Here is a 20,684-nt window from a genome sequence, read left to right as displayed (position 1 = left end):
GGGGACAACTTCTCATGATAACTTGCAAATCGTGCTCCAAACCAACAGAACTCCATACACAGCGTTGTTCGCACTGCGGGGCGTTGTCTCCCTACACGGTTGCTGAGAAATTCGATATGATGGCCGAACTGGTGGAAAAAGCGTTGAAGCAGGAGCTTGAAGCGAGAAGAAGATTGAAACATTAGCCTGGTACATTTGCTTAGCAGGGCTGGGAATAACCAGAGTGAGGCATTGAGGTAGTGAGACAGTGAGGCAGTGAGGCAGTGAGACACCCGACATGGTCAGGTGTTTTTTTGTTTTATTGGATAGCTTGTTGGCGGTGAGATAGAAGGAAATGAGAGGGATGAGTAGGGAATGAGTAGCAAAGAGTAAAGTAGAGTAGAGAGGGGGCTGCACTCATCTCACTTGCCATCATCTACCACGCTCGCTGCGAATAGATGGATTTTTTCCAGTTAATTATCAAGAAATTCGATCAAATTATCAAATAAATGGATTTTATACAGTTAAATTCATCCATTTTGGCGAATCAGTTAGATATCGGTTGAATTAACAACCTAATTTCCATCTAAATCAGATTTTTGAACTAATTCCTATGAATTAACTGTAGGTTTTCCAGTTAGTTAGCTAGAGTACCCTCAACAGCACGAACGCTAGCTTCAATCCACCAACTTCACCTCCCAGCTCATCACACCTCGCCAACTCCAACTTGCCCCTTCATCACCTCACCTCACCTCACCTCACCAACTCCACCTCTCACAAGCTAGTTACTCCGACACCTTCCTGCCGGTAACGAACACATAGATTCCCGTTTAAGGTCAAGTTTTTGATGCTGAGTCCAATTCAATCTCGGGTTAAACAGCGTATACTTGTTTTGTAGGCGCTTACAGTGCCTCGAATAAGATGACTGGGGTGATAGTGATGTACTCAGGTTCAGTAAGCAATAGGAGCAGGTCAATTCTGCTAGCTTGGGTTTTGCCGCTCTTAATGCTGTGGGGGATGATCTATACGCCGCCTGCAGCAGAAGCTGCTGTGACAGGCTATGTAACACGATCGGGTAATCAGCTGCAATTGAACGGACAACCATTTCGGTTCAGCTCAGCGAACATTTATTGGTTAGGCTTGGATGAGAATGTACCAACGAATGGTACGATTGATTTTCCGACGAACTTCCGAGTCGATGATGCGCTCGCTACAGCCAAAGAAATGGGAGCAACCGTAGTGCGCTCACACTTGGTTAACTCATTTGGTTGTGCCAAATGTATTATGCCTACACTTGGCAATTACAACGAGGCAGCTTGGCAGAAGGTGGATTATGCGATTAAAGCGGCAGGGGATCAAGGGATCCGACTCATTTTACCGGTTATTGATATGTATAATTACTACCATGGCGGCAAGAAAACGTGGACCAAATGGTACGGGTACCCGGATGATGGCGTTATTTATACAGGGTACGAGTTTTTCAGCGATGCGAATATTATTACCGCATTCAAACAACATTTGAGTGTCATGTTAAACCGAGTGAACACCTATACAGGTGTGGCTTACAAAAACGACCCAACGATTCTCGCATGGGAAACAGGGAATGAACTAGGTTGGTACGACAATCCGACCCAATTAAAAAACTGGACACAGTCAATAGCAGATTACCTGAAACAGCAAGATACACATCACTTAGTAGCAGATGGCAACTACGGGATTGCCGATGCCCATTTGACAATTTCAAGCATTGATATGTATTCAGATCATTTCTATACATGGGGAGATAAAGGATTATCCGTCCCTGTTCTCCAGACCCAAGCGAATAAAGTCAGAAATGCGGGCAAAGTCATGTTCGTTGGTGAGTATGATTGGAAAAGCGAGCAATTCGGCACATTAGCTGCTTTTCATACAGCAATCGAGAATGATAGTGTAATTGCAGGTGACATGTACTGGGCGCTATTTGGCCATAACGATAATTATGGCTATGTCCAGCATCCAGATGGCTACACGGTCCACTATCCGGGTGATACCACTTTCATGCGCACACAAGCACAACAGATGAGGAATCATGCGTACAAAATGAGAGGCATCACGACACCGCCTGCGCATGGCATTCCTGGTGCGCCTACCATTACCGGTTCCACAACCTCCGGTAGTAAATATGTCTTGAGCTGGCGCGGTTCCGTACCATCCGATACCTATACGGTCGAACGCTCCACAGCGGGCAGCAGCGGACCTTGGACTGTCGCATGTAATCAATGCGTCACGGATAATCAAACCCCTTGGACCGATTCGGGTTCCACTGCAGGTGCTGCGACCTGGTATAGGGTCAAAGGACATAACTTATCTGGCATTGCTGGCGCTTATTCAACGGTGTATGCCATTTCCGGTACACAGCTGCAAGCACCAGGAAGCTTTGCGCAATCTGCCCCAGCTAGCGGAGCAACAAGTGTGAACGTAACACCATCGTTTACATGGGGAACAGCCACGAATGCAGCAACTTACACAATTGTCGTTGCAGATAATTCGTCATATGCGAACCCAGTCATCAATGTGAGCGGGCTGACGAGCACTAGTTACACACCTCCGAACGTGCTCACTAACAACAAAACCTACTATTGGAAAGTAACCGCTGTTAATAGTACAGGTTCAACGAATGCATCCAACGCAGGAATTGCATTCACAACGGTGGCACTTCCAGCACCAACATCAACTGTAGATAATTTCGATGGTTATGCATCTGATGCGGCACTGCAGGCTGCCTATGTGGAAAATGCAAGCGGCAACACCTTCACGATGACACGTGAAGCTACGACCAAGGATACTGGCGCGTATGGCGCCAAAATCGTCTATACCGTCAACGCAACGACCAGTTACGCGGGTGCTGTCCACACGCTCGGCAATGCCAATTGGACGGGGAACACAAGTTTCAATCTTTGGGTGAAACCAGATGGATCGAATCGTACATTAACCATTCAGTTCAAGGAAACCAACGGTGAACTATGGGAAACTTACTATACCCTTGCCGGTACGACAGCAACAACGTTATCTATTCCATTTACGAGCTTCCAGCACCCAGGATGGTATAGCGGAGGAAATGGTGTCATTGATTTGGGCTCCATCGCAGAAGGCAATCTCTATATTAATAAAGGTTCAGGCGCTGATGGCAGCGGCACGATCTATGTAGATTCCATTGGCCTAGGCAATGGCTCGACACCTCCACCGCCAACGACCGTTATCATCGATAACTATGAGGGCTACGGTGGCTCCAATCCGAGCGTCTTAGCGGCATATGTGCGTAATACGGATGGGAACGCAATTACACCGTCGTTAGACGGGACGAATAAATCGCAAGGCTCCTATGGTTTGAAGTTAGCGTACACCATGGGGACACCTAACTTTGCTGGTGTTGTGCATAGCATCAGTCAGAATTGGTCAGGTAAAACAGGTATCCAACTGTGGCTGAAGCCAGATGGTTCGAACCGTACCCTAACGATTCAGTTCAAGGAGCCGAACGGTGAGCCGTGGGAAACCACGTATACACTCTCGAGTACAACAAGCGGAACGGTTCAATTCCCGTTCACAGCCTACCAACATCCACCTTGGTATTCAGGTGGGAATGGGACGAAGGATTTGGGATCGATTTCCGAGTTTAATTTATACGTAAATCAAGGTTCAGGCGGCACAGGCAGCTCTACGATTTATGTGGATGATATCCAAGCGTATTAAGTGTCTTCTTTGTTAACGATTACAATTGAAGCCGTCATACGGGAAATTCCGTATGATGGCTTTTGCCTATATGATAGAATGAAGGGGACCAGAGTTGTATGCTGGAATGCCCTCAAGGGTGGGATGAACATGATCCGCATCATGGTTGTTGAAGATGAGAAGGCAATTCGATTGGGCATCATAAGCATGATAGAACATATGGAACTTCATGTCAGTGTTGTGGGTTCGTTCGGAAATGGTCTGGAAGCCGTTAAGTTTCTGAGCAAACAAGCTGTAGACGTAATTATTACAGATATCTCCATGCCAAGGATGAATGGATTCGAGCTTGCGGAGTATGTGAGAATCACTTATCCAGAAACCAACATCATCATCTTGAGTGGGTACAATCAATTTGATTATGTGCGCAATGCGTTGCGGTCAGGCGTCAGTGATTATTTGGTCAAACCAGTGAATCGCAAGGAACTTCTCCAAGTACTTCAGAAACTGATGAATCAACGGGAGCAAGAAAGAATGCGCAAGGGGCAAACGACAGATTTGTTGTTAAGAAGCTATTTAGCAGGCGAGATGAGAGCAGATCAACTAGAGGTGCTCTGGAAATCCTTCTCGACCTATAGCGGACGTGCCGTACCTTGTGTATTTGTTGTGTGTAAAACTTTACAGAGCGTCCCTACGGGCTCATCCATCCGTGAAATGATCACATGCACGCTAACATCAAATTTGCAACTGTACATTGTATTTGGTATAGGCGAGGTCGACGTGTTCGGGCAAACGATTAAGGAATATGTGGCTGATTTGTGCGGTACATCGTCTATCATTTCACGCTTTGATGATTGGCCGAGGGGCTACTCGGAAGCGATTACGGCGTATTGCTTGCAGTGGCATAGCGAAGGTCAACGTTGTCTAATCCCCTTTGTGGAACCAACTTATCCTCGTTCTGAAGTTACCCTAATGGTAGCTCAAATCGACTCGTTATTACAGAATTCCTCGAAATGGATGGACCGTGAGGAACTCACTAAATTAAAAGATCAGTTGTATAGCAGAGCACGACGCATCCAGATCCACTGGACTGATTTAACTCGCATACTGGGCTATTTATTATTTCAGCTGCGAATGCGTATGTCAGATGCGACCCATCGGTCTCTTTTTCCACCATCGGACGGGAACGACCTTGAACTCCAGCTATGCGAGCATGCGTTTTTGCATGATGTGTTCCATGATATTTTTGACAGGATTGATCGTATGTTAGGTGATATGGAATTGGAACCTGGCGCATATGAACGCAAAGTGGTGAGCACAGTTAAGAAAATTATCGAGCAAACGTATTACCGTGAAATTGAATTGTCAGAGTTAGCGAATCAAGTGCATTTAACTGGAAACTATGTCAGTTTTCTTTTCCGCAAAGATACAGGGATGACGATCACCGAATACATTATGGATCTTCGAGTTTCGAAAGCGAAGGAGCTGCTCCTGAATAAGCTGGAATTGAAAACATATGAGGTAGGGCAAGCGGTGGGATATCCTGATGCAGCTTACTTTAATCGCCTTTTCAAAAAGATCGTCGGCACTACCCCTCGCATGTACAGGGAACAAACACAGATCTCGAAGGACAATAGAGTCCAATAAAATGCCAAGCCAGTACATTTCAACCATCGATCATCCCTCCTATAATTAAAATGATACAAAATGTAGGATACGAGGGGGCGAACGTATGCGTTTGAAAAGCATGTGTGCAAAGCTTATAGTAACCATGCTAGTGGTATCAATGCTTATGGGCGGTTTTGTAGGCACGCCAAAAATGAAAGCGGAATCAAATGCGGCCTTGAGCAATTTTATTACCCGATCAGGGGATAAATTGATGGATGGCGCCAGCGAATTTCGTTTTATTGGGGCGAATGTGCCTACGTTAACGATGGTCGAGGACGGCTATTGGCAGGTTCCGACGGAATGGGAGCAGCGTGATGCATTTAAAGCTTTGCAGCAAATGGGATCAACAGCAACGAGAACCTATGTCCTTTCTGTTAAAAAGGAGACCGATTACCCTGGCATGATTCGCCATGTTCTTGGACCTAATCAGTTCAACGAGGAAGCGTTTGTCGCACTAGACCGTGCGCTTGCGCTTGCAAACGAATATGGCATTCGTCTTATCATTCCTTTCGTAGATCAATATGAATGGTGGGGCGGGATTGCTGAGTATGCCAAGTTTCGCGGGAAGAGCAAGGATGCTTTCTGGACAGATGCGGACATTAAGAAGGATTTCAAAGATACGATCTCGTATGTATTGAATCGTCGGAATACACTGACAAACGTGCTTTATAAAGATGATCCTGCCATTCTCGCGTGGGAGACAGGAAATGAATTAACTCCTCCATCCTCCGCATGGACGGCGGAAATAGGTGCTTTCATCAAAGAAATCGATCCTAAGCACTTGCTTATTGACGGGAAATACGGCATTGATGCCAGTTCACTTGAGGAAAGTTCACCTGTTGATATGGTAAGTAATCATTATTATCCTAACCATTACGCTAGTTTTGCTTCACAAGTCAATATCGATAAGAATACGGCAAGAGGGAAAAAACCTTTCTACGTCGGGGAATTTGGCTTTATTCCAAAGACAGAATTAACACCGTTCTTAAACAATGTTGTTGAAAATGGTACCAGCGGTGCCTTGATTTGGAGCCTGCGGTATCACAATGAGGACGGAGGCTTCTTCCGACATACGGAAGGAACATATGGCGGGACATTCTATGAGGCTTACAAATGGCCAGGCTTCCCAGCAGGCGAACAAGGCTTCGAGGAATCATCCGTATTGGGGCTGTTACGGGACAGAGCGTATGCCATTCGCGGTATCAGTCCAAAGCCAGATTTACCATTGCCTGAAGCACCGATTATGCTGCCGATTGATACGGTTTCCCGTATCGGATGGAAAGGGTCCACTGGTGCAACGGCCTATACCGTAGAGCGTTCCGTATATGCAAACGGGCCTTGGGAGATTGTAGGAGCGCAGATATATGACGCCTACAGAACGGATTTATTCGACGATATGACCTCTGTTACAGGTGCTACCTATTTCTATCGAACGAAGGCACGTAATACCGTTGGTGAATCCACCTATTCGCCAGTCGTAGGTCCTGTCATTGCGAAACATGCCATACAGGATGAGCTCATCGATTATAGCAAAATGTATCAATTCTCTACGGATTTGAAATTTACCACTGATGATTTGGATCCAGCTTTAATCGGTGGCGATCATTATCGACTCAAACTGCAGCCGAATGCCGTTGAACAATTCGTAGCCTATGCACTTCCTTCGACACCAACGAATTCAAGTGAGCTGCGAGCGTTGTCCGTGAGAGCATCTGCTTACCGACATGCGGGTCATCCCAATAGCGAGTTTGAATTCTGGATGTCTACGGATGGAACTAATTACACGAAGCTTCGGGTAGACCAATCGGATGTTGGCGGTGGTGATTGGCGTCACATTGTGTATCAATCGAATTCATTGCCTGCGGATGCGAAATATTTTAAAGTCACTTTCCCTGTAGGGGATGGGGAATCCCAGTTAGGCGATATTGAAATCGTATACAACCATACAAGTGGCGAAGAGCTTATTTATAAAGAGGCCATAACAAGCGTCGCGATTACCAATGGCGTGTTGACAGACGAAATGAATAATATGTTGAAAATGGCCGACCACTCGCCTAATCTAGGTTTTGAATCTGGAGGCACTTATTTTGGCGATGATTTAAAACGTTTAGCACGTACAGCTAACAATGCGGAATCGTTCGTGTATCACACGGCCGGGGATATGAATTATTTCGTCATGACGAGTTTCGCTAGGCAAGAACCAAGTAAATATCGGCTTCCCAATTTCACTTTTTTAACATCGCCAGATGGTGTACAATACTCAACGGTTAGTCAAGTTCGTGTAGATGAAGTTCCGGGCGACGGTTGGTGGAGCCGTATGGTATACACCGCATACACATTGCCAGCTGGAACGAAGTATTTGAAAATTGTGTTCCCGGTTATTCCAGCAAATTTCGCTTCCGAGTATTGGAGCCCGCAAGTAGGGCGCATCCAAATTGGTGTAGGTTCAGAAAAATTAGAGCCACCTACCAATGTGAAGAGTGATGTCATTGAAAACTTTGAGAGCTATACGGGCTCAGATTCGATGTTACAAAGTGCTTATACAGTGAATAACTCAGGTTCACCACTCCAATTAAACTTAGATACTGTGCATAAATCCGAAGGAAATTACAGCTTGAAATTAACCTCTTCCCTGAGCAAAGGCTGGGGGGGCATGGAAAAGCAAATTACCAATACGGATTGGTCTGGCAATAGCGGTATTTCTTTCTGGGTACAGCCTGCAGATGCCTATACGGGTATTTCCATTCAATTTAATGAAGGAAGTGCCACGAAAGGTGAGGTTTGGAAAAAAGATATTGGGGTATCTGGCAGTGGTCCTCAGTTAATTAAGTTACCATTCAGCCAATTTTATGTACCTGACTGGTGGAAGAATTCGCATGTTGGCGTAGGGAACAATGTTTTTGATCTTTCATCCATTACGACATTTAGTATTAACATTGATGGAGCGGCCAACGTTACTCGCACGATTTATCTAGATGATTTCCGGTTATACAAATCACCTGTTGTAGACAATTATGAAGACTATGGTTCAGATAATGCGAAGTTGCAAGCTCAATATAAACGAAATTCCGATGGTGATCCCATACAGACAACGCTCGATGCGGAGAACAAACAATCGGGTGCGTTTGGCCTTAAGCTTGCTTTTGATCTAACTGCAGCCAAAGGATACGCGGGTGTAACCAAATTCATCGGAGGAGCGGATTGGTCGGCCAACAATGGTGTCCAGCTATGGATGAAAGCAGGAGAAGCTGGACGCGGTGTCACGTATCAATTAAAAGACGCAACTGGCGAGTATTGGGAAGCCAAGGTGTATGTCAACCATACCAATGGCACCTTATTAAAGATTCCTTTCGGTTCCTTCCATCTGGCAGGATGGCAGTCGGTAGCGGTAGATGGGAAGCTTGATTTGGCGTCTGTTTCAGAGTTTTCCGTTTATGTGGACAGAGGTTCAATCGGCAATGGAGCAGGAACACTGTATCTGGACGATGTTCAGGGGGCTTCGCTTCGTGAGATTGATAACTTTGACTACTATTCAACCGATGCGGGCGTCCGAGCAGATTATGTGAAGGATGAAGGCGGCGCGGAAATCACAGCTTCTCTAGAAAATAGCATTAAACAAGATGGCGGTCATGGACTGAAACTCGCCTACACATTGACAACTGAGAAAGGCTACGCAGGTGTCAAAAGGACATTAGGCAAGCTCAATATTGCGAGTGGCGGCAATGCACTATCTTTCTGGCTGAAGTCAGATGCAGTGGGCCATGGACTTACGTTCCAATTGACTGAAAGTGATGGGGATATCTGGGAAGCGCAGTTGAGAATGAATTCAACGGAAGCAAGTGTCATTCAAATTCCGTTTGGTGGTTTCGCACGCAATCAAACATGGTCCAAGGGTGACGGTAAGTTCAATCGTGCTGAGATTGCCTCCTATGCTATTTTTGTAAATCAAGGTGCAGGGCAGTTGGGATCGAATGCCATTTATATCGATTCCATCGCGATTGATCAAGTGCCGACCATTGATAATTTCGACTATTATGGCGGTGGCGAACTCGTGGCAGGTGGTACTTATTCGACGAACAGGGATGGTGGATCTGTGACGTTAACACCAGTCGCGGATCATAAAGAAGCAGGACCTTTCGGGGGCAAATATGTGTATGAGTTGCCATCTGCATCGAAGAATTTTGCCGGCGTGAATAAAAAGCTCGATGCTTTAGACTGGAGCGTGTATGATGGCATCCGTTTCTGGTTGAAAAAAGACGGGTCTAATCGCAAATTAACGATCCAATTTCTTGAGGATGATGGTTCGGCTTGGGAATCCTATATCGATCTCAATGATGAGAAGTCAAGTGTGATCAAGCTGCCATTCCAAGCGTTTACCAAAGCGCCATGGAGCTCTAGCGGTGACAATATGATCAATTTGGATGCAATTAAAGAGTTCTCCATTTATGTGAATCAAGGGCCGCAAGGGTCGATCGGTCAAGGTACACTGTATTTCGATACGATCCAAGTTTACAAATCAGGGGAGGACCCAGATCCCGTAGATCCCGTAGATCCTGTGGATCCCGTAGATCCTGTGGATCCTGTGGATCCGGTAGATCCAGTAGACCCAGTAGATCCAGTAGACCCTGTGGATCCAATAGATCAAGGAGATTCCGGCTCTTCCTCACCAGGGGTTATCATACCTGCACCAACCGTTTTGGAGAAAGCCAATCAAATCGAATTGACGAATGAAGCTTTCAAACGTCAAACGGTGACTGATTCCGCAGGTAAAGAAGTTCGTCAAGCCATTATCCAAGAAGCGGATTTGAAGAAAGCGCTGGAGCTTCTGTTGACGAAAGAGGATGGAACGCCAATAGTAATGGCATACAGCACGAAGGAAACAGATGAAGTTGTGATACCAACTTCGTTGCTATCTACAGCACTTGGAGCATATCCTGATGCACTAGCCAATACAGTGGTTAAGCTGACTAATGAAGCGGGCTTTTACGAGATCCCACTCCGTATCCTAACGAATCCAGTTGTGCTTAAAGCGATAGGTACAGACGCTGGGGATGCGAGCTTGCATATAGCAATCACGCCTGTATCTACGGAGTTAGCAGAACAAGTTCGCCAAGCAGCTGAAAAGCAAGGCATAACAGTACTAGGTACGCCGGTATCCTTCCGATTGGTTGTATCTAGTGGAGATAAACAAACCGAGATTACTCATTTCGGGTCGTTATTCATCACTCGGAGTATTTTTGTGAACAGCACTAGCGATTTGTCATTAGCTACAGTTGTCGTTATTGATGAGTCGACAGGTGCTATGACATTCGTTCCTGCGTCCTTCCAGTCCCAAGCCAATGGTGTAGAAGCTATCATTAACAGAAATGGGAACAGCGTATACGCAATTGTCTCCCATGAAGCTCATTTCACAGATGTTCCACGTACACATTGGGCTCAATCTGCCATTGGAACCTTAGCATCCAAGCTGCTGTTGAATGGTGTGACAGACACCACGTTCGCGCCAGACCGTGCAGTCACACGTGCCGAGTTTACCACGATGCTTGTGAAAGCGATGGGCATTGTACCGTCGAAGGATTCACAAGCCAAATTTACGGATGTAGCCGCAACCGATTGGTATTCATCAGTCATTCATGCTGCTAGTGAGCTAGGTTTAATAGATGGCTTCGAAGACCACAGCTTCCGGCCAAATGCGACGATCACAAGAGAGCAGATGGCAGTCATGCTCAGCCGAGCACTGGCATTAACGAAGCTGCCTCAGACGGTGAAGCTTGCCGCAACACTGACGTTCACTGATGGGGCTAGCGTTTCAGCCTGGGCACAGTCATCCATCCGTCAAGCAGCAGCCCTAGGCTTATTAAGCGGCAATCCGGACGGATCCTTCCATCCGCAAGCTGTGGCAACGCGTGCGGAAGCAGCCACGGTTTTCTATAATCTATTGCATAAGCTTGGCGTAGTACAATGAGAAAGAGGGGGCTTCGGCCCCCAAATTTCCACATGGTTTTCACCCCGTTTCCACCGAAAAGTGGAAATACAGTACAAGGAAAAACAAATGCGTGCCATTTTACTCGAAGTATGAACGTTTTATAATAAAAATGTAAGCGCTACACAAACTAGTTCATTGGGGGAAATAGGATGAAGAAAACATTAGTAGCCACAACATCAATTTGTTTACTGGCAACGTTACTCGCAGCATGCGGATCGGAAACAACGACAACGACAGCTAGCCCAACACCTGCAGCCAAAGCTACGACGGCAGCAGCTACGCCAGCCGCAGCGACGGAAGCCCCCAAAGCGGCGAACCCGAATGATGAGATTAAAGGGAAGATCGTGTTCGCAACGAACCGCACAGATTTAATTGATACGAAGCTGAAAGAATATAAGGAAGCCTTCAAGAAGAAGTACCCGAATGCAGATGTGGAATTCGAGGCGCTGAAGGATTATGAAGCTGCGATCAAATTACGCTTGGCAACAGCGGAAGTACCCGACGTCGTTCTGATTCCGAACATTCCGAATACACAGCTTCCTGATTATTTTGCCCCACTGGATGATCTCGGCTTGAATGAAAAAATTCGGTTCAAAGACTACAAAACAGCAAACGGTGGCACGTATGGCCTCGTAACTGGCGGCTCCACAACAGGCATCGTATACAACAAGAAAGCCTTCGCTGATGCCGGCATTACCGCACTTCCGAAAACATTGGATGAATTCTATGCCGCATCTGAGAAGTTGAAAGCGAAGGGAATTGTTCCTCTTGCAACCAATTACAAGGACAAATGGCCGCTCTACACATGGCAGCATGTCGCTGTAGCGATGTCCGGCAACCCCAACTTCTGGAATGATCGTATCAAGCAGGAAAATGCTTTTGACCCGAATGGTGCGTTCGCCAAGTCACTTGGCATCCTCAAAACGATGATTAGCAAGGGGTATGTCGAGAAAGATATCAACTCCTCGAACTGGGAGCAATCCAAGAAGGATGTAGCTTCAGGTAAAATGGCAATGTACCTCTTGCCGAACTGGGTCATCCCGCAAGTCATTGAAAATGGCACGGAAAGTACGAATGTTGGCTTCTTCCCAATGCCTTTCGATAACTCAGGTAAACTGACTACTCTCATGACACCTGACTACTTCTATGCGGTTAGCAAAAATAGTAAAAACCTCAAGACAGCAAAAGCTTTCGTAAAATGGTTAATTGAGGATTCAGGCTATGATGATTTCGCTGGCTTCATTCCATCTTTGAAAGATAAGAAGTCCTCGGTAACCCAATTGTCGGAATTCCTAGCTACCAAAGACTTGAACTTCGTTGAAATCGCTGCGGATAACAGCGACGCCATGGCGATCCAAAACAAAGCGCAAATTGACCTGAACGATATCGCACAAGAAGTAGCGGTAACAGATGTGGCCAAAGTATTTGATAAATACAACAAAAAATGGGTAGATGCAAAGAAAGCGCTCGGTAAGTAAGCGTTAGGCGAAAGAGGGCTGAATGAGAAGTGTGCAAGCATTCAGTCCTCTTTTTTCAAATTAAAGAGCAATGAGGTATGGGGATGAGCTACCAACAACAAAAAATTACTTTAATCGTATCGTTTTTAATTGTGCCACTCATGCTGCTTATGACATTTACCTACTATCCGGCTCTAAGACTCATTTACCTAAGCTTTACCTCATGGGATGGGTTAGCGCCGGTTAAAACGTGGGTTGGATTTTCAAATTACAAAGAAATCATAGGAAATAGGGAAGTCTTTTATGTTTTCCTCCATAATGTTGCTTACTTCGTAGGGGGTATCCTGCAAAATGTAATCGCCTTTTTCTTCGCAGTCCTGTTAAACAGTAAGCTCAAGGGACGTAACATGTTTCGGACGGTCATATTCCTGCCTTACATTATGAATGGGGTCGCCGTAGCGTTCATGTTCGGTTACGTATTTGACACCAACACGGGTTCATTGAATTATTTCTTAAGTTGGCTAGGCATGGAACCGATTTCCTGGTTAGGTAAGCCTGGTCTAGTCAACATATCGCTAGCATCAATTGGTGTGTGGAAGTTTATGGGTTTCAATATGGTTGTCTACTTAGGTGCATTACAGTCGTTGCCTGAAGATCTCTATGAAGCAGCTAAAATAGACGGTGCACGACGATTTCAAGTGCTTCGTTACATTACAATCCCTGGTATGAGGAAAATTATCGAGCTTAATCTGTTTCTGACGGTGATTGGGGCTTTGGAAGTATTCGACCTTCCTTTCGTACTTACCAAAGGCGGCCCTTTGGCGGCAAGTAAAACGTATGTTCAGCAAACAGTGGAGACCGCGTTTCAATATAACAACTTTGGACTCGCTTCAGCGATGAGTGTACTACTCATGATTGTCGTGATTGTCGTAGTATCTGTACAACGGAGAATTGTTGGAGGAAAGGAGGAGTGACACCATGAAACCAAGACAGATCACATCGGCAGTGAAATACGCGCTTTTGTCCTTTGCGAGCCTGATTATCTTTTTCCCCCTATATATCTTGTGTGTAAATGCCTTTAAGGGGAGCAAGGAATATGGCATGTCCAGCGCGTTTTCATTGCCGAACTCCTTTCTTAATTTTGAAAATTTCCAGCTTGTGTTTGAACGAGGAAACCTCGGGCAGGCGTTTCTGAATACAACCATCGTGATAGGCTTGTCTTTGATTGGAAATATCGTTATGGGCACAATGGTGGCGTACGTGTTAGGACGTTTTAAGTTTCCAGGTCGTTTCCTTATACTCGGTCTATACACGGGTGCAGCGATTATTCCAGCTATCACAACACAGGTGGCGATTTTCTCCATTATCAAATGGTTGGGGTTATTCAACACACATTTCGCACCTGTGCTCTTATATATTGGAGCGGACGTCGTACAAATTTACATCTTGCTTCAGTTTATTCGAAATATCCCTTATGAGCTTGATGAGAATGCAATGATCGAAGGTCTATCGCTGTATGGTATTTTCTACCGGATTATCGTTCCGCTGCTGACACCGGCGATTTCAACGGTCATTATTCTGAAAACCATCTCGATTTATAATGATATGTACACGCCATATTTGTATATGCCTTCGCAGAAGCTAGGTGTGGTGTCGACCACCTTGATGAAATTTACAGGTACGAATAGTGCCGAGTGGCAATTGATTTGTGCGGCTATCCTGATTATCTTACTTCCGACAGTGTTGTTATATCTGTTCTTGCAACGCTATATTTTCTCCGGGATTACGAATGGTTCAGTGAAATAATGAATGAGCAGGACACCGCTGCTGGTGAGTCGAAATAGTAACCCAAGGCACTGACTACAGAGCCATGGGTTTTCTTGGATTTTGAAAAGAAAGGGCTTACATTCCTGTGGGAGAGCTAGGGGGAACTTGTTGTGCGAAGCGAAATATGGCATTGGATTGTGAGGCTGTCACTCACGAAGAAGCTAATTACGGTGTTTGTCATTGGGATTACAGTGCCGATAGTTACCATCTCAATGATCTCGTATTCAAGTTATTCGAAGTCGATTGAAAAGAATACAGCTCTCTATGTCAATCAGATTTCACAGAAAATTTTGGAGCGGGTAGACCAATATGTCTCGGATATTAAACGCGTAACAGGCAGCCAGATTTATATGCAAGATATTCAGGAGTCGCTTGCGAATCCGAATAAAACGGTGGAAGAAAACAACCGCCTCCAGAACTTCGTCAAAGGCTTGAATAGCTTGAAGAATGATACGGAATCCGTCTATATATTCGATAATTATGGCAACATGTACGACAGCACCAAGAATGATACGATCCGAGCCGATATTCGGCAGCAAGCCGTTGATTTGCGTCAACAAGTACGGAATGCACAGGGATCTTCCATTGTGATCTCCACTCAGAAAATAACCGTTGGTCATACGGATAAATATTATTTCTCGATAGCGCGAGAATTAAAGAATACGAATTCGCTAGAAGGTATTGGCATGATCATCTTTGACTCGAGAATTCAAGTCATCGGGGATGCCGTCCGTGAGTTGGATGAGGTGACCACAGGCAGGACCATGGTGCTTGATGATCAGAATACGGTGATCTATGATAGCGAACAGAGATGGATTTCAACGAATGTAGCGAGTAATGAGCTGGTTCGTAAAGCCGTCGGGGCACAGGGCAGTTTCAAGGTGACGCTGGAAGGGAAGACGTATTTGACTTCCTATACGACTTCCGAAGTGACGGGCTGGAAGCAGATCGTGCTAATTCCTGTGGATCATTTGACAGAGGAGACGCGGGTAACGCGGGATTTCACGATGATTCTCGTTCTGCTGTCAATTACCGTTGCGCTAGTCACCTCTGCGATCATTGCGATTGCGTTGACACGGCCGTTAAGGACGCTGATGAGGACCATGAAACAGGTCAATAAGGAGAATCTGGATGTTCAAATTCCGGTGAAATATTCGGACGAGTTTGGCATACTGGCGAAGCATTTTAATAATATGATTAGAAGAATTAATGAGCTGGTAGAGGAGGTCTATCAGACGCAAAATCGCAAACGAGAGGCTGAGCTAAGGTCGCTGCAGCATCAAATTAACCCTCATTTCATCTATAACACGTTGGAAGTTATCCGCATGACGGCCGAAGTTAAGCGAGATTATGAGATATCGGAAATGACCTATAATTTGGGGGAATTGCTGCGGTATGGCATACTGCGAGGGACGGATCAGGTGACGATTCATAAGGAATTGGACCATTTGGAGAAATATGTGGCACTGCAAAATTTTCGATTCTCCAAAGATATTGTTCTTGAGTTAGACATCAGCGAGGCTCATCTAAGTTACCCGGTTATTAAACTCTTATTTCAACCTATCGTGGAGAATGCCATCTTGCATGGTTTTGAAATGAAGGAAGAGAATTGTCTCATTACGATTCGTTCTTACAAGGATAAGCAAGCGATCTATTTTACCGTTCGGGATAATGGGTGTGGCATGGAAGAGGCGCAGCTGAAAATGATTCGGAATGCGATGCAAGGTTTGCAGCAAGAAAATCGCAATAACATCGGGATTGCCAACGTGAATGAGCGCATTATTTTGCAGTATGGGGCACCATTCGGTCTGCAAGTAAGTAGTGAAATCAATGTGGGCACGACCGTAACGATTGTCCTACCGGTTCTGGAAGCATGGAAGGAGAGCGCATAGATGACGATGAAAATGTTGATAGTCGATGATGAACAGCGAATTCGGTTAGGTCTTCAAGCCATGATTGAGGCGATGGGGTTGCCTATTGAGATTATAGGGTTGTGCGCGAACGGGATTCAGGCGATGGATAAAATGAGGAGCTGGGAAGCTGCGGATTGTAAGATCCTCCTGACAGATATCAAAATGCCCATGATGGACGGGATGAAGCTGATCGAGCGAACAAGGGCCGATTATCCGGATGCGCATATTATTCTATTAAGTGGATTTAATGAATTCGAGTATGCCCGCCAAGCCATTCGGTTCGGTGTAGAGGAATATTTGTCGAAGCCCGTGAACAAGAAGGATTTATTTCAAGTTTTGAAGCGAGTTGGGGAGCGTTTGGCGGAAGTGGATGCATCTGAAAAAGAGACTGCTGGTCCTATAGCGGAGGAGCCTAAGGTTCACAAAAAGCAAATTATTGCCGATGTGATTCGCATGCTGGAGTCTGATCTTAATCAAGCCTTCGAGCTGAATGAGCTTTCCGCTAAAGTAGGTTTGAATCCAAGTTATTTGTGCAAGTTGTTCAAAAGGGAAACGAATAAGACGATCACCGACTACGTGACCGATCTGCGGATCGTGAAAGCGAAGCATATCTTGGAAGATTATCCGGATGTGAAAATGTACGAAGTGGGTTCGCTCGTGGGTTACTCGGATCCAGTTTATTTCACGAAATTGTTCAAAAAGTCGGTTGGTATGACGCCAAAAGAATATCAAAGCGGACAGTGTGCTTTTGGCAACCAAAATGCCTGTTTAGACTAAAGATTTTCCTTGCCTGTTGCAGTAAAGTAAAGGTATGAAAGATAGTTGAGGAGGTTGTTCGCATGAGCCAACAAAAGATCCATATACCTGAAGCCGATGCTTTACTGCAAGATGAAATTACGAGTGAACAAGCGCAGTTTTTCTTGGAAAATGGTTTCCTTGTTATCCGCAATGTGATCGTTGGAGAGGAGCTTCGACTCTTACAGGAACAGACGATGAAGGCCGTAGACATTGGAATGGCTGGAAGTGATGACGAGGACTATATGTACCGTGTGAGGAAAAATGGAGAACGCAAATATTGGCGGACGGAATTTATTATCGACAAGCAAGAGGCAAATAAAGTGCTGCTTGCGCATCCGTTTATTTTAAGATCGGTGGCCAAGATTCAGGGGGTTAACTTTATTCCAACGTGGGATTCCTTAGTTGTGAAAATCCCGAATCAAGCGGCTAGCGTGCCTTGGCACCGTGATGCGTCAGTGCCTGAAGGCTGCACAGATCCGCGTCCGATCTTCAATGTCGATTTCTATTTGGATGAAGCGGATTTGAAATCATGTCTGTGGGTTATTCCTGGTTCGAACCATTGGGGGGCTAAGGATGCTGAGGAACGCTGTGCGCTCCCAGGTTTTGATGTCAGCGATGCTGTACCCGTGCCGATGAATCCTGGGGATGTTATTTTCCACAATATTCAGCTGCTGCATGGCTCTCCAGAGGGAGATGGCAACGCGCTGCGCCGAACCGTGTACTATGAGTTCCGCCCAGGTGAAATCGAAGCGGAATTCGGTCCGCATACGCTGGAGTACCTCTCGTTGAAGCAGCATATGCTCGTCGATTGCATCGAGAAACGCAAAGAAGCAGCGTATACAACAGGTGAAACGCCGTATGACTATCAACCAAAGGGTGCATTTGCGATAGGTACGAAGCAAGCACCGAAGACATATCGGTATACGCATACGGAATATTGGCGTAGGTGAGTGAGAATGAGGCTGTCCCTGATGGGGGCAGCCTTATTTTTTAATTAGTGCCACTTTGCGCTAAATGAGCAGAAGGGGGCAAAATTAGCTACATCCCCTTAGGAATAAATCAAATTCGAACAAAACTGGGTTAAACTTTGCCCCGTTTTTTTCTTGAACATGCGCCCGAATGTGTGGACATCTGAGTAGCCCACGCGATCCGCAATTTCGCTGAAGGAAAGGTTGCTGTGGATAGCTAACTCTTTGGCTTTGTTGATGCGGATCCACGTTAAGTACTGCATAGGCGACATGCCGACGTGTTGGCGGAATAAGCTCAAAATGTAGTTTTTGCTGAGACCAGAAACATCTTCCAGTTCTCTAATTTGTATTTCACGGTCGTAGTGTTCGGTGAGATAGTTTTTGATTAAGACGAGTTTGGGCATCGTGAGTGCGTCGGTTTTGGCACGAGTAGAACCCGTTTCGAAAGCTTGCGCGGCTTCAGCAAGAATGCGCATCAGTAGGCTTTGACAGTGCATTTGATGCAGGAGTCCTGGTTGGCGGTAGTGCGAAACAAGCTGTGACAGCATCGTTTCTACCGGATGATCCGCGAAATTACCGAGGTGATGCTTATGTTTGAAGAGGTCTTCGTAGGGGAACGCGGACGTACCGAAGTGAAAGACAAGTGATATACAAACATAAGGACTGTGATCTTCTTTGATAATCGAGTGTCGTTCATTCGGACGATGAAATAAGAGATCACCGCGGCGCGTCTCATACGGATTATCACCAACAGGATAATGGGCAAACCCATCGACGACATATTGCAAAACGTACTGTGTCATCTCTCGATTGTGTATCCCCCATCCCTGCGGGGCATGGAACATATGAGCTAATGTAATGTAGGGTGGAAAATAGTAGTCCGCAAGCATACCGATCGTTTCTGCCGGTTGCATGCTTGTCAGGTCGTGAGCCATGGGATCAGCACCTTTCTCAATGCTTATTATAGCATGAGCAGCAGGGTATGCAGAGTGCTTTTGGCAACAAAGTGAGAGTGGGGATGAAGGGGATGAATGACAAATCTAGCTACTTGTGGGTGTGTGGTTTGTGTTTATGTAGCTCATTCGCATAAGGGTTAGGGTGTAGAGTGAAAATTAGTGCGGATGAGGGGTTGAGTAGATATGTTTTGAAGTGATGGTTTGGGCGTGTATGTGCATGGTGCGCTGAGAAAGCGAGCGCAGCGGAGGTTTTAGCGCCCATTTAGGGCGCTAAAGTTGGTCCGCGGGGCGTCGTGTGAGGAGATAAGGCCCGTTTTGGGCCTTATGGGGCTCGGAGCGCCGGGGGAGCGAGCGCAGCGGAGGAGATAGCGCCCATTTGGGGCGCTAAAGTTGGTCCGCGGGGCGTCGTGGGAGGGAATAAGGCCCATTTTGGGCCTTATGGGGCTCGGAGCGCTGTGAAGGCGAGCGCAGCGGAGGCTATAGCGCCTATTTAGGGCGCTAAAGTTGGCCCGCGGGGCGTCGCTGGAGGAAATAAGGCCCATTTTGGGCCTTATTTCGCTAACTCCGCCTAGGCGTCTGAGCTGGCCTGAAGCGGCAGCTCAGCCAACAAAAAAACTCCAGCCCCCAAAAGGGGCTGAAGTTCACACTAATTCTCCACTACCTTCTGCATCTTCCCCGGATTGTTGATCTTATAAGGCACCGGATGCTTGCTCAGCTTTTTCGCGACGATTTTGCACTCGAAGGTGACGGTGTCGCCGACGGCGAGTTCGAGCTTCTTGAGCGTTGCACTGTGGCTCGACCACGCGGTTCCTACCTCTAGCGCTGGATCCAGGATGGATACAGCTTCATAGATGATGACTTCATCATCGGTGTCTGAGAAGTTGTTCGGTACGGTCGTAAACTCGCTAACTGTTGCTTGCATTTTCACTTTTTCTTCAGGAAGCTCCAATTTAGGGGCTTTCTCTTTTTTCGTTTTTTCCTTAGGCGGCGCTTTCTCAGCAGGGGCTGCTTGTCCATCTTCCGAAATATCTTCGGTTTTCTTGGACTTGGCCGCCTTTGCCGGCTTTTCCTCAGGTTCAGCAGTAGACTCAGCCTCGTCCACAACTGCAGCTTCTTCAGCTAGCGCTGCACCACGTTGGCTATAGTTCGCCGCCTGCATTTCCTTCAAATAGGAGGGATGTATGCAGTGCAACTGCTTCGTATCCAGTTCAATGACAGCTGTCATGGGATCCACGAGGCCGACGATATTGCAAGCGACATTGAGGCTATTGCCTTTATAGAAAAAGGCTTTCGCTTTGACCGCTTTTTCAGAAACTAAACCCCATTCTTTACATTGTTCGATCAGCTCGGACTCTTCATCAAAACGAGTAAATGCAGCTGGTTGAATAGCGAATGCATATTCCATATGTAATCAACCTTTCCATTGT

General features: G+C 46.1%; 12 protein-coding genes. 10 read left to right on the top strand and 2 right to left on the bottom strand.

Going from position 1 to position 20,684, the window contains the following annotated elements; genetic code table 11:
* Positions 1–14 precede the first annotated feature (14 nt).
* The 10 genes from AC58PV_RS29635 (at position 15) to AC58PV_RS29590 (ending at position 18,283) form a co-directional block, all read left to right on the top strand.
* Positions 15–185, top strand: a complete 171-nt coding sequence (locus tag AC58PV_RS29635) for a hypothetical protein (protein WP_497436414.1) — start codon at positions 15–17, stop codon at positions 183–185.
* A gap of 733 nt (positions 186–918) precedes the next feature.
* Complete coding sequence (locus AC58PV_RS29630; RefSeq protein WP_497436412.1) at positions 919–3,708, top strand: carbohydrate binding domain-containing protein; 2,790 nt, start codon at positions 919–921, stop codon at positions 3,706–3,708.
* A gap of 129 nt (positions 3,709–3,837) precedes the next feature.
* Positions 3,838–5,331: a response regulator transcription factor gene (locus AC58PV_RS29625; protein WP_497436411.1), complete on the top strand. Its 1,494-nt coding sequence runs from the start codon at positions 3,838–3,840 to the stop codon at positions 5,329–5,331.
* 85 nt (positions 5,332–5,416) lie between these two features.
* Complete coding sequence (locus tag AC58PV_RS29620; protein ID WP_497436410.1) at positions 5,417–11,317, top strand: S-layer homology domain-containing protein; 5,901 nt, start codon at positions 5,417–5,419, stop codon at positions 11,315–11,317.
* A gap of 170 nt (positions 11,318–11,487) precedes the next feature.
* Complete coding sequence (locus AC58PV_RS29615; RefSeq protein WP_497436409.1) at positions 11,488–12,816, top strand: ABC transporter substrate-binding protein; 1,329 nt, start codon at positions 11,488–11,490, stop codon at positions 12,814–12,816.
* An 83-nt stretch (positions 12,817–12,899) separates the two neighbouring features.
* Positions 12,900–13,769, top strand: a complete 870-nt coding sequence (locus tag AC58PV_RS29610) for a carbohydrate ABC transporter permease (RefSeq protein WP_497436408.1) — start codon at positions 12,900–12,902, stop codon at positions 13,767–13,769.
* Positions 13,770–13,773: 4 nt separating this feature from the next.
* Positions 13,774–14,601, top strand: a complete 828-nt coding sequence (locus tag AC58PV_RS29605; protein ID WP_497436406.1) for a carbohydrate ABC transporter permease — start codon at positions 13,774–13,776, stop codon at positions 14,599–14,601.
* Positions 14,602–14,732: 131 nt separating this feature from the next.
* Positions 14,733–16,514: a sensor histidine kinase gene (locus AC58PV_RS29600; protein WP_497436405.1), complete on the top strand. Its 1,782-nt coding sequence runs from the start codon at positions 14,733–14,735 to the stop codon at positions 16,512–16,514.
* The gene (locus AC58PV_RS29595; protein WP_497436404.1) at positions 16,515–17,312 is read left to right on the top strand and encodes a response regulator transcription factor; all 798 of its coding nucleotides are present in this window, start codon (positions 16,515–16,517) and stop codon (positions 17,310–17,312) included.
* Positions 17,313–17,374: 62 nt separating this feature from the next.
* The gene (locus AC58PV_RS29590) at positions 17,375–18,283 is read left to right on the top strand and encodes a phytanoyl-CoA dioxygenase family protein (protein WP_497436403.1); all 909 of its coding nucleotides are present in this window, start codon (positions 17,375–17,377) and stop codon (positions 18,281–18,283) included.
* 98 nt (positions 18,284–18,381) lie between these two features.
* On the opposite strand, the gene AC58PV_RS29585 is transcribed toward AC58PV_RS29590, so the two are convergent.
* Together AC58PV_RS29585 and AC58PV_RS29580 are read right to left on the bottom strand one after the other, a co-directional pair.
* Positions 18,382–19,236 carry a helix-turn-helix transcriptional regulator gene (locus AC58PV_RS29585; protein WP_497436401.1) on the bottom strand — a complete coding sequence of 285 codons (855 nt, stop codon included), beginning with the start codon at positions 19,234–19,236 and terminating at the stop codon, positions 18,382–18,384.
* Positions 19,237–19,903: 667 nt separating this feature from the next.
* Positions 19,904–20,662 (bottom strand): hypothetical protein, encoded by a 759-nt coding sequence (locus AC58PV_RS29580; protein WP_497436400.1) that lies wholly within the window; start codon positions 20,660–20,662, stop codon positions 19,904–19,906.
* Positions 20,663–20,684: the final 22 nt, after the last annotated feature.

This window comes from Paenibacillus sp. J22FR83, assembly GCF_059691955.1.
The sequence above is the reverse complement of the archived record's forward strand: the minus strand, read 5'-3'. Positions and strand labels throughout refer to the sequence as shown.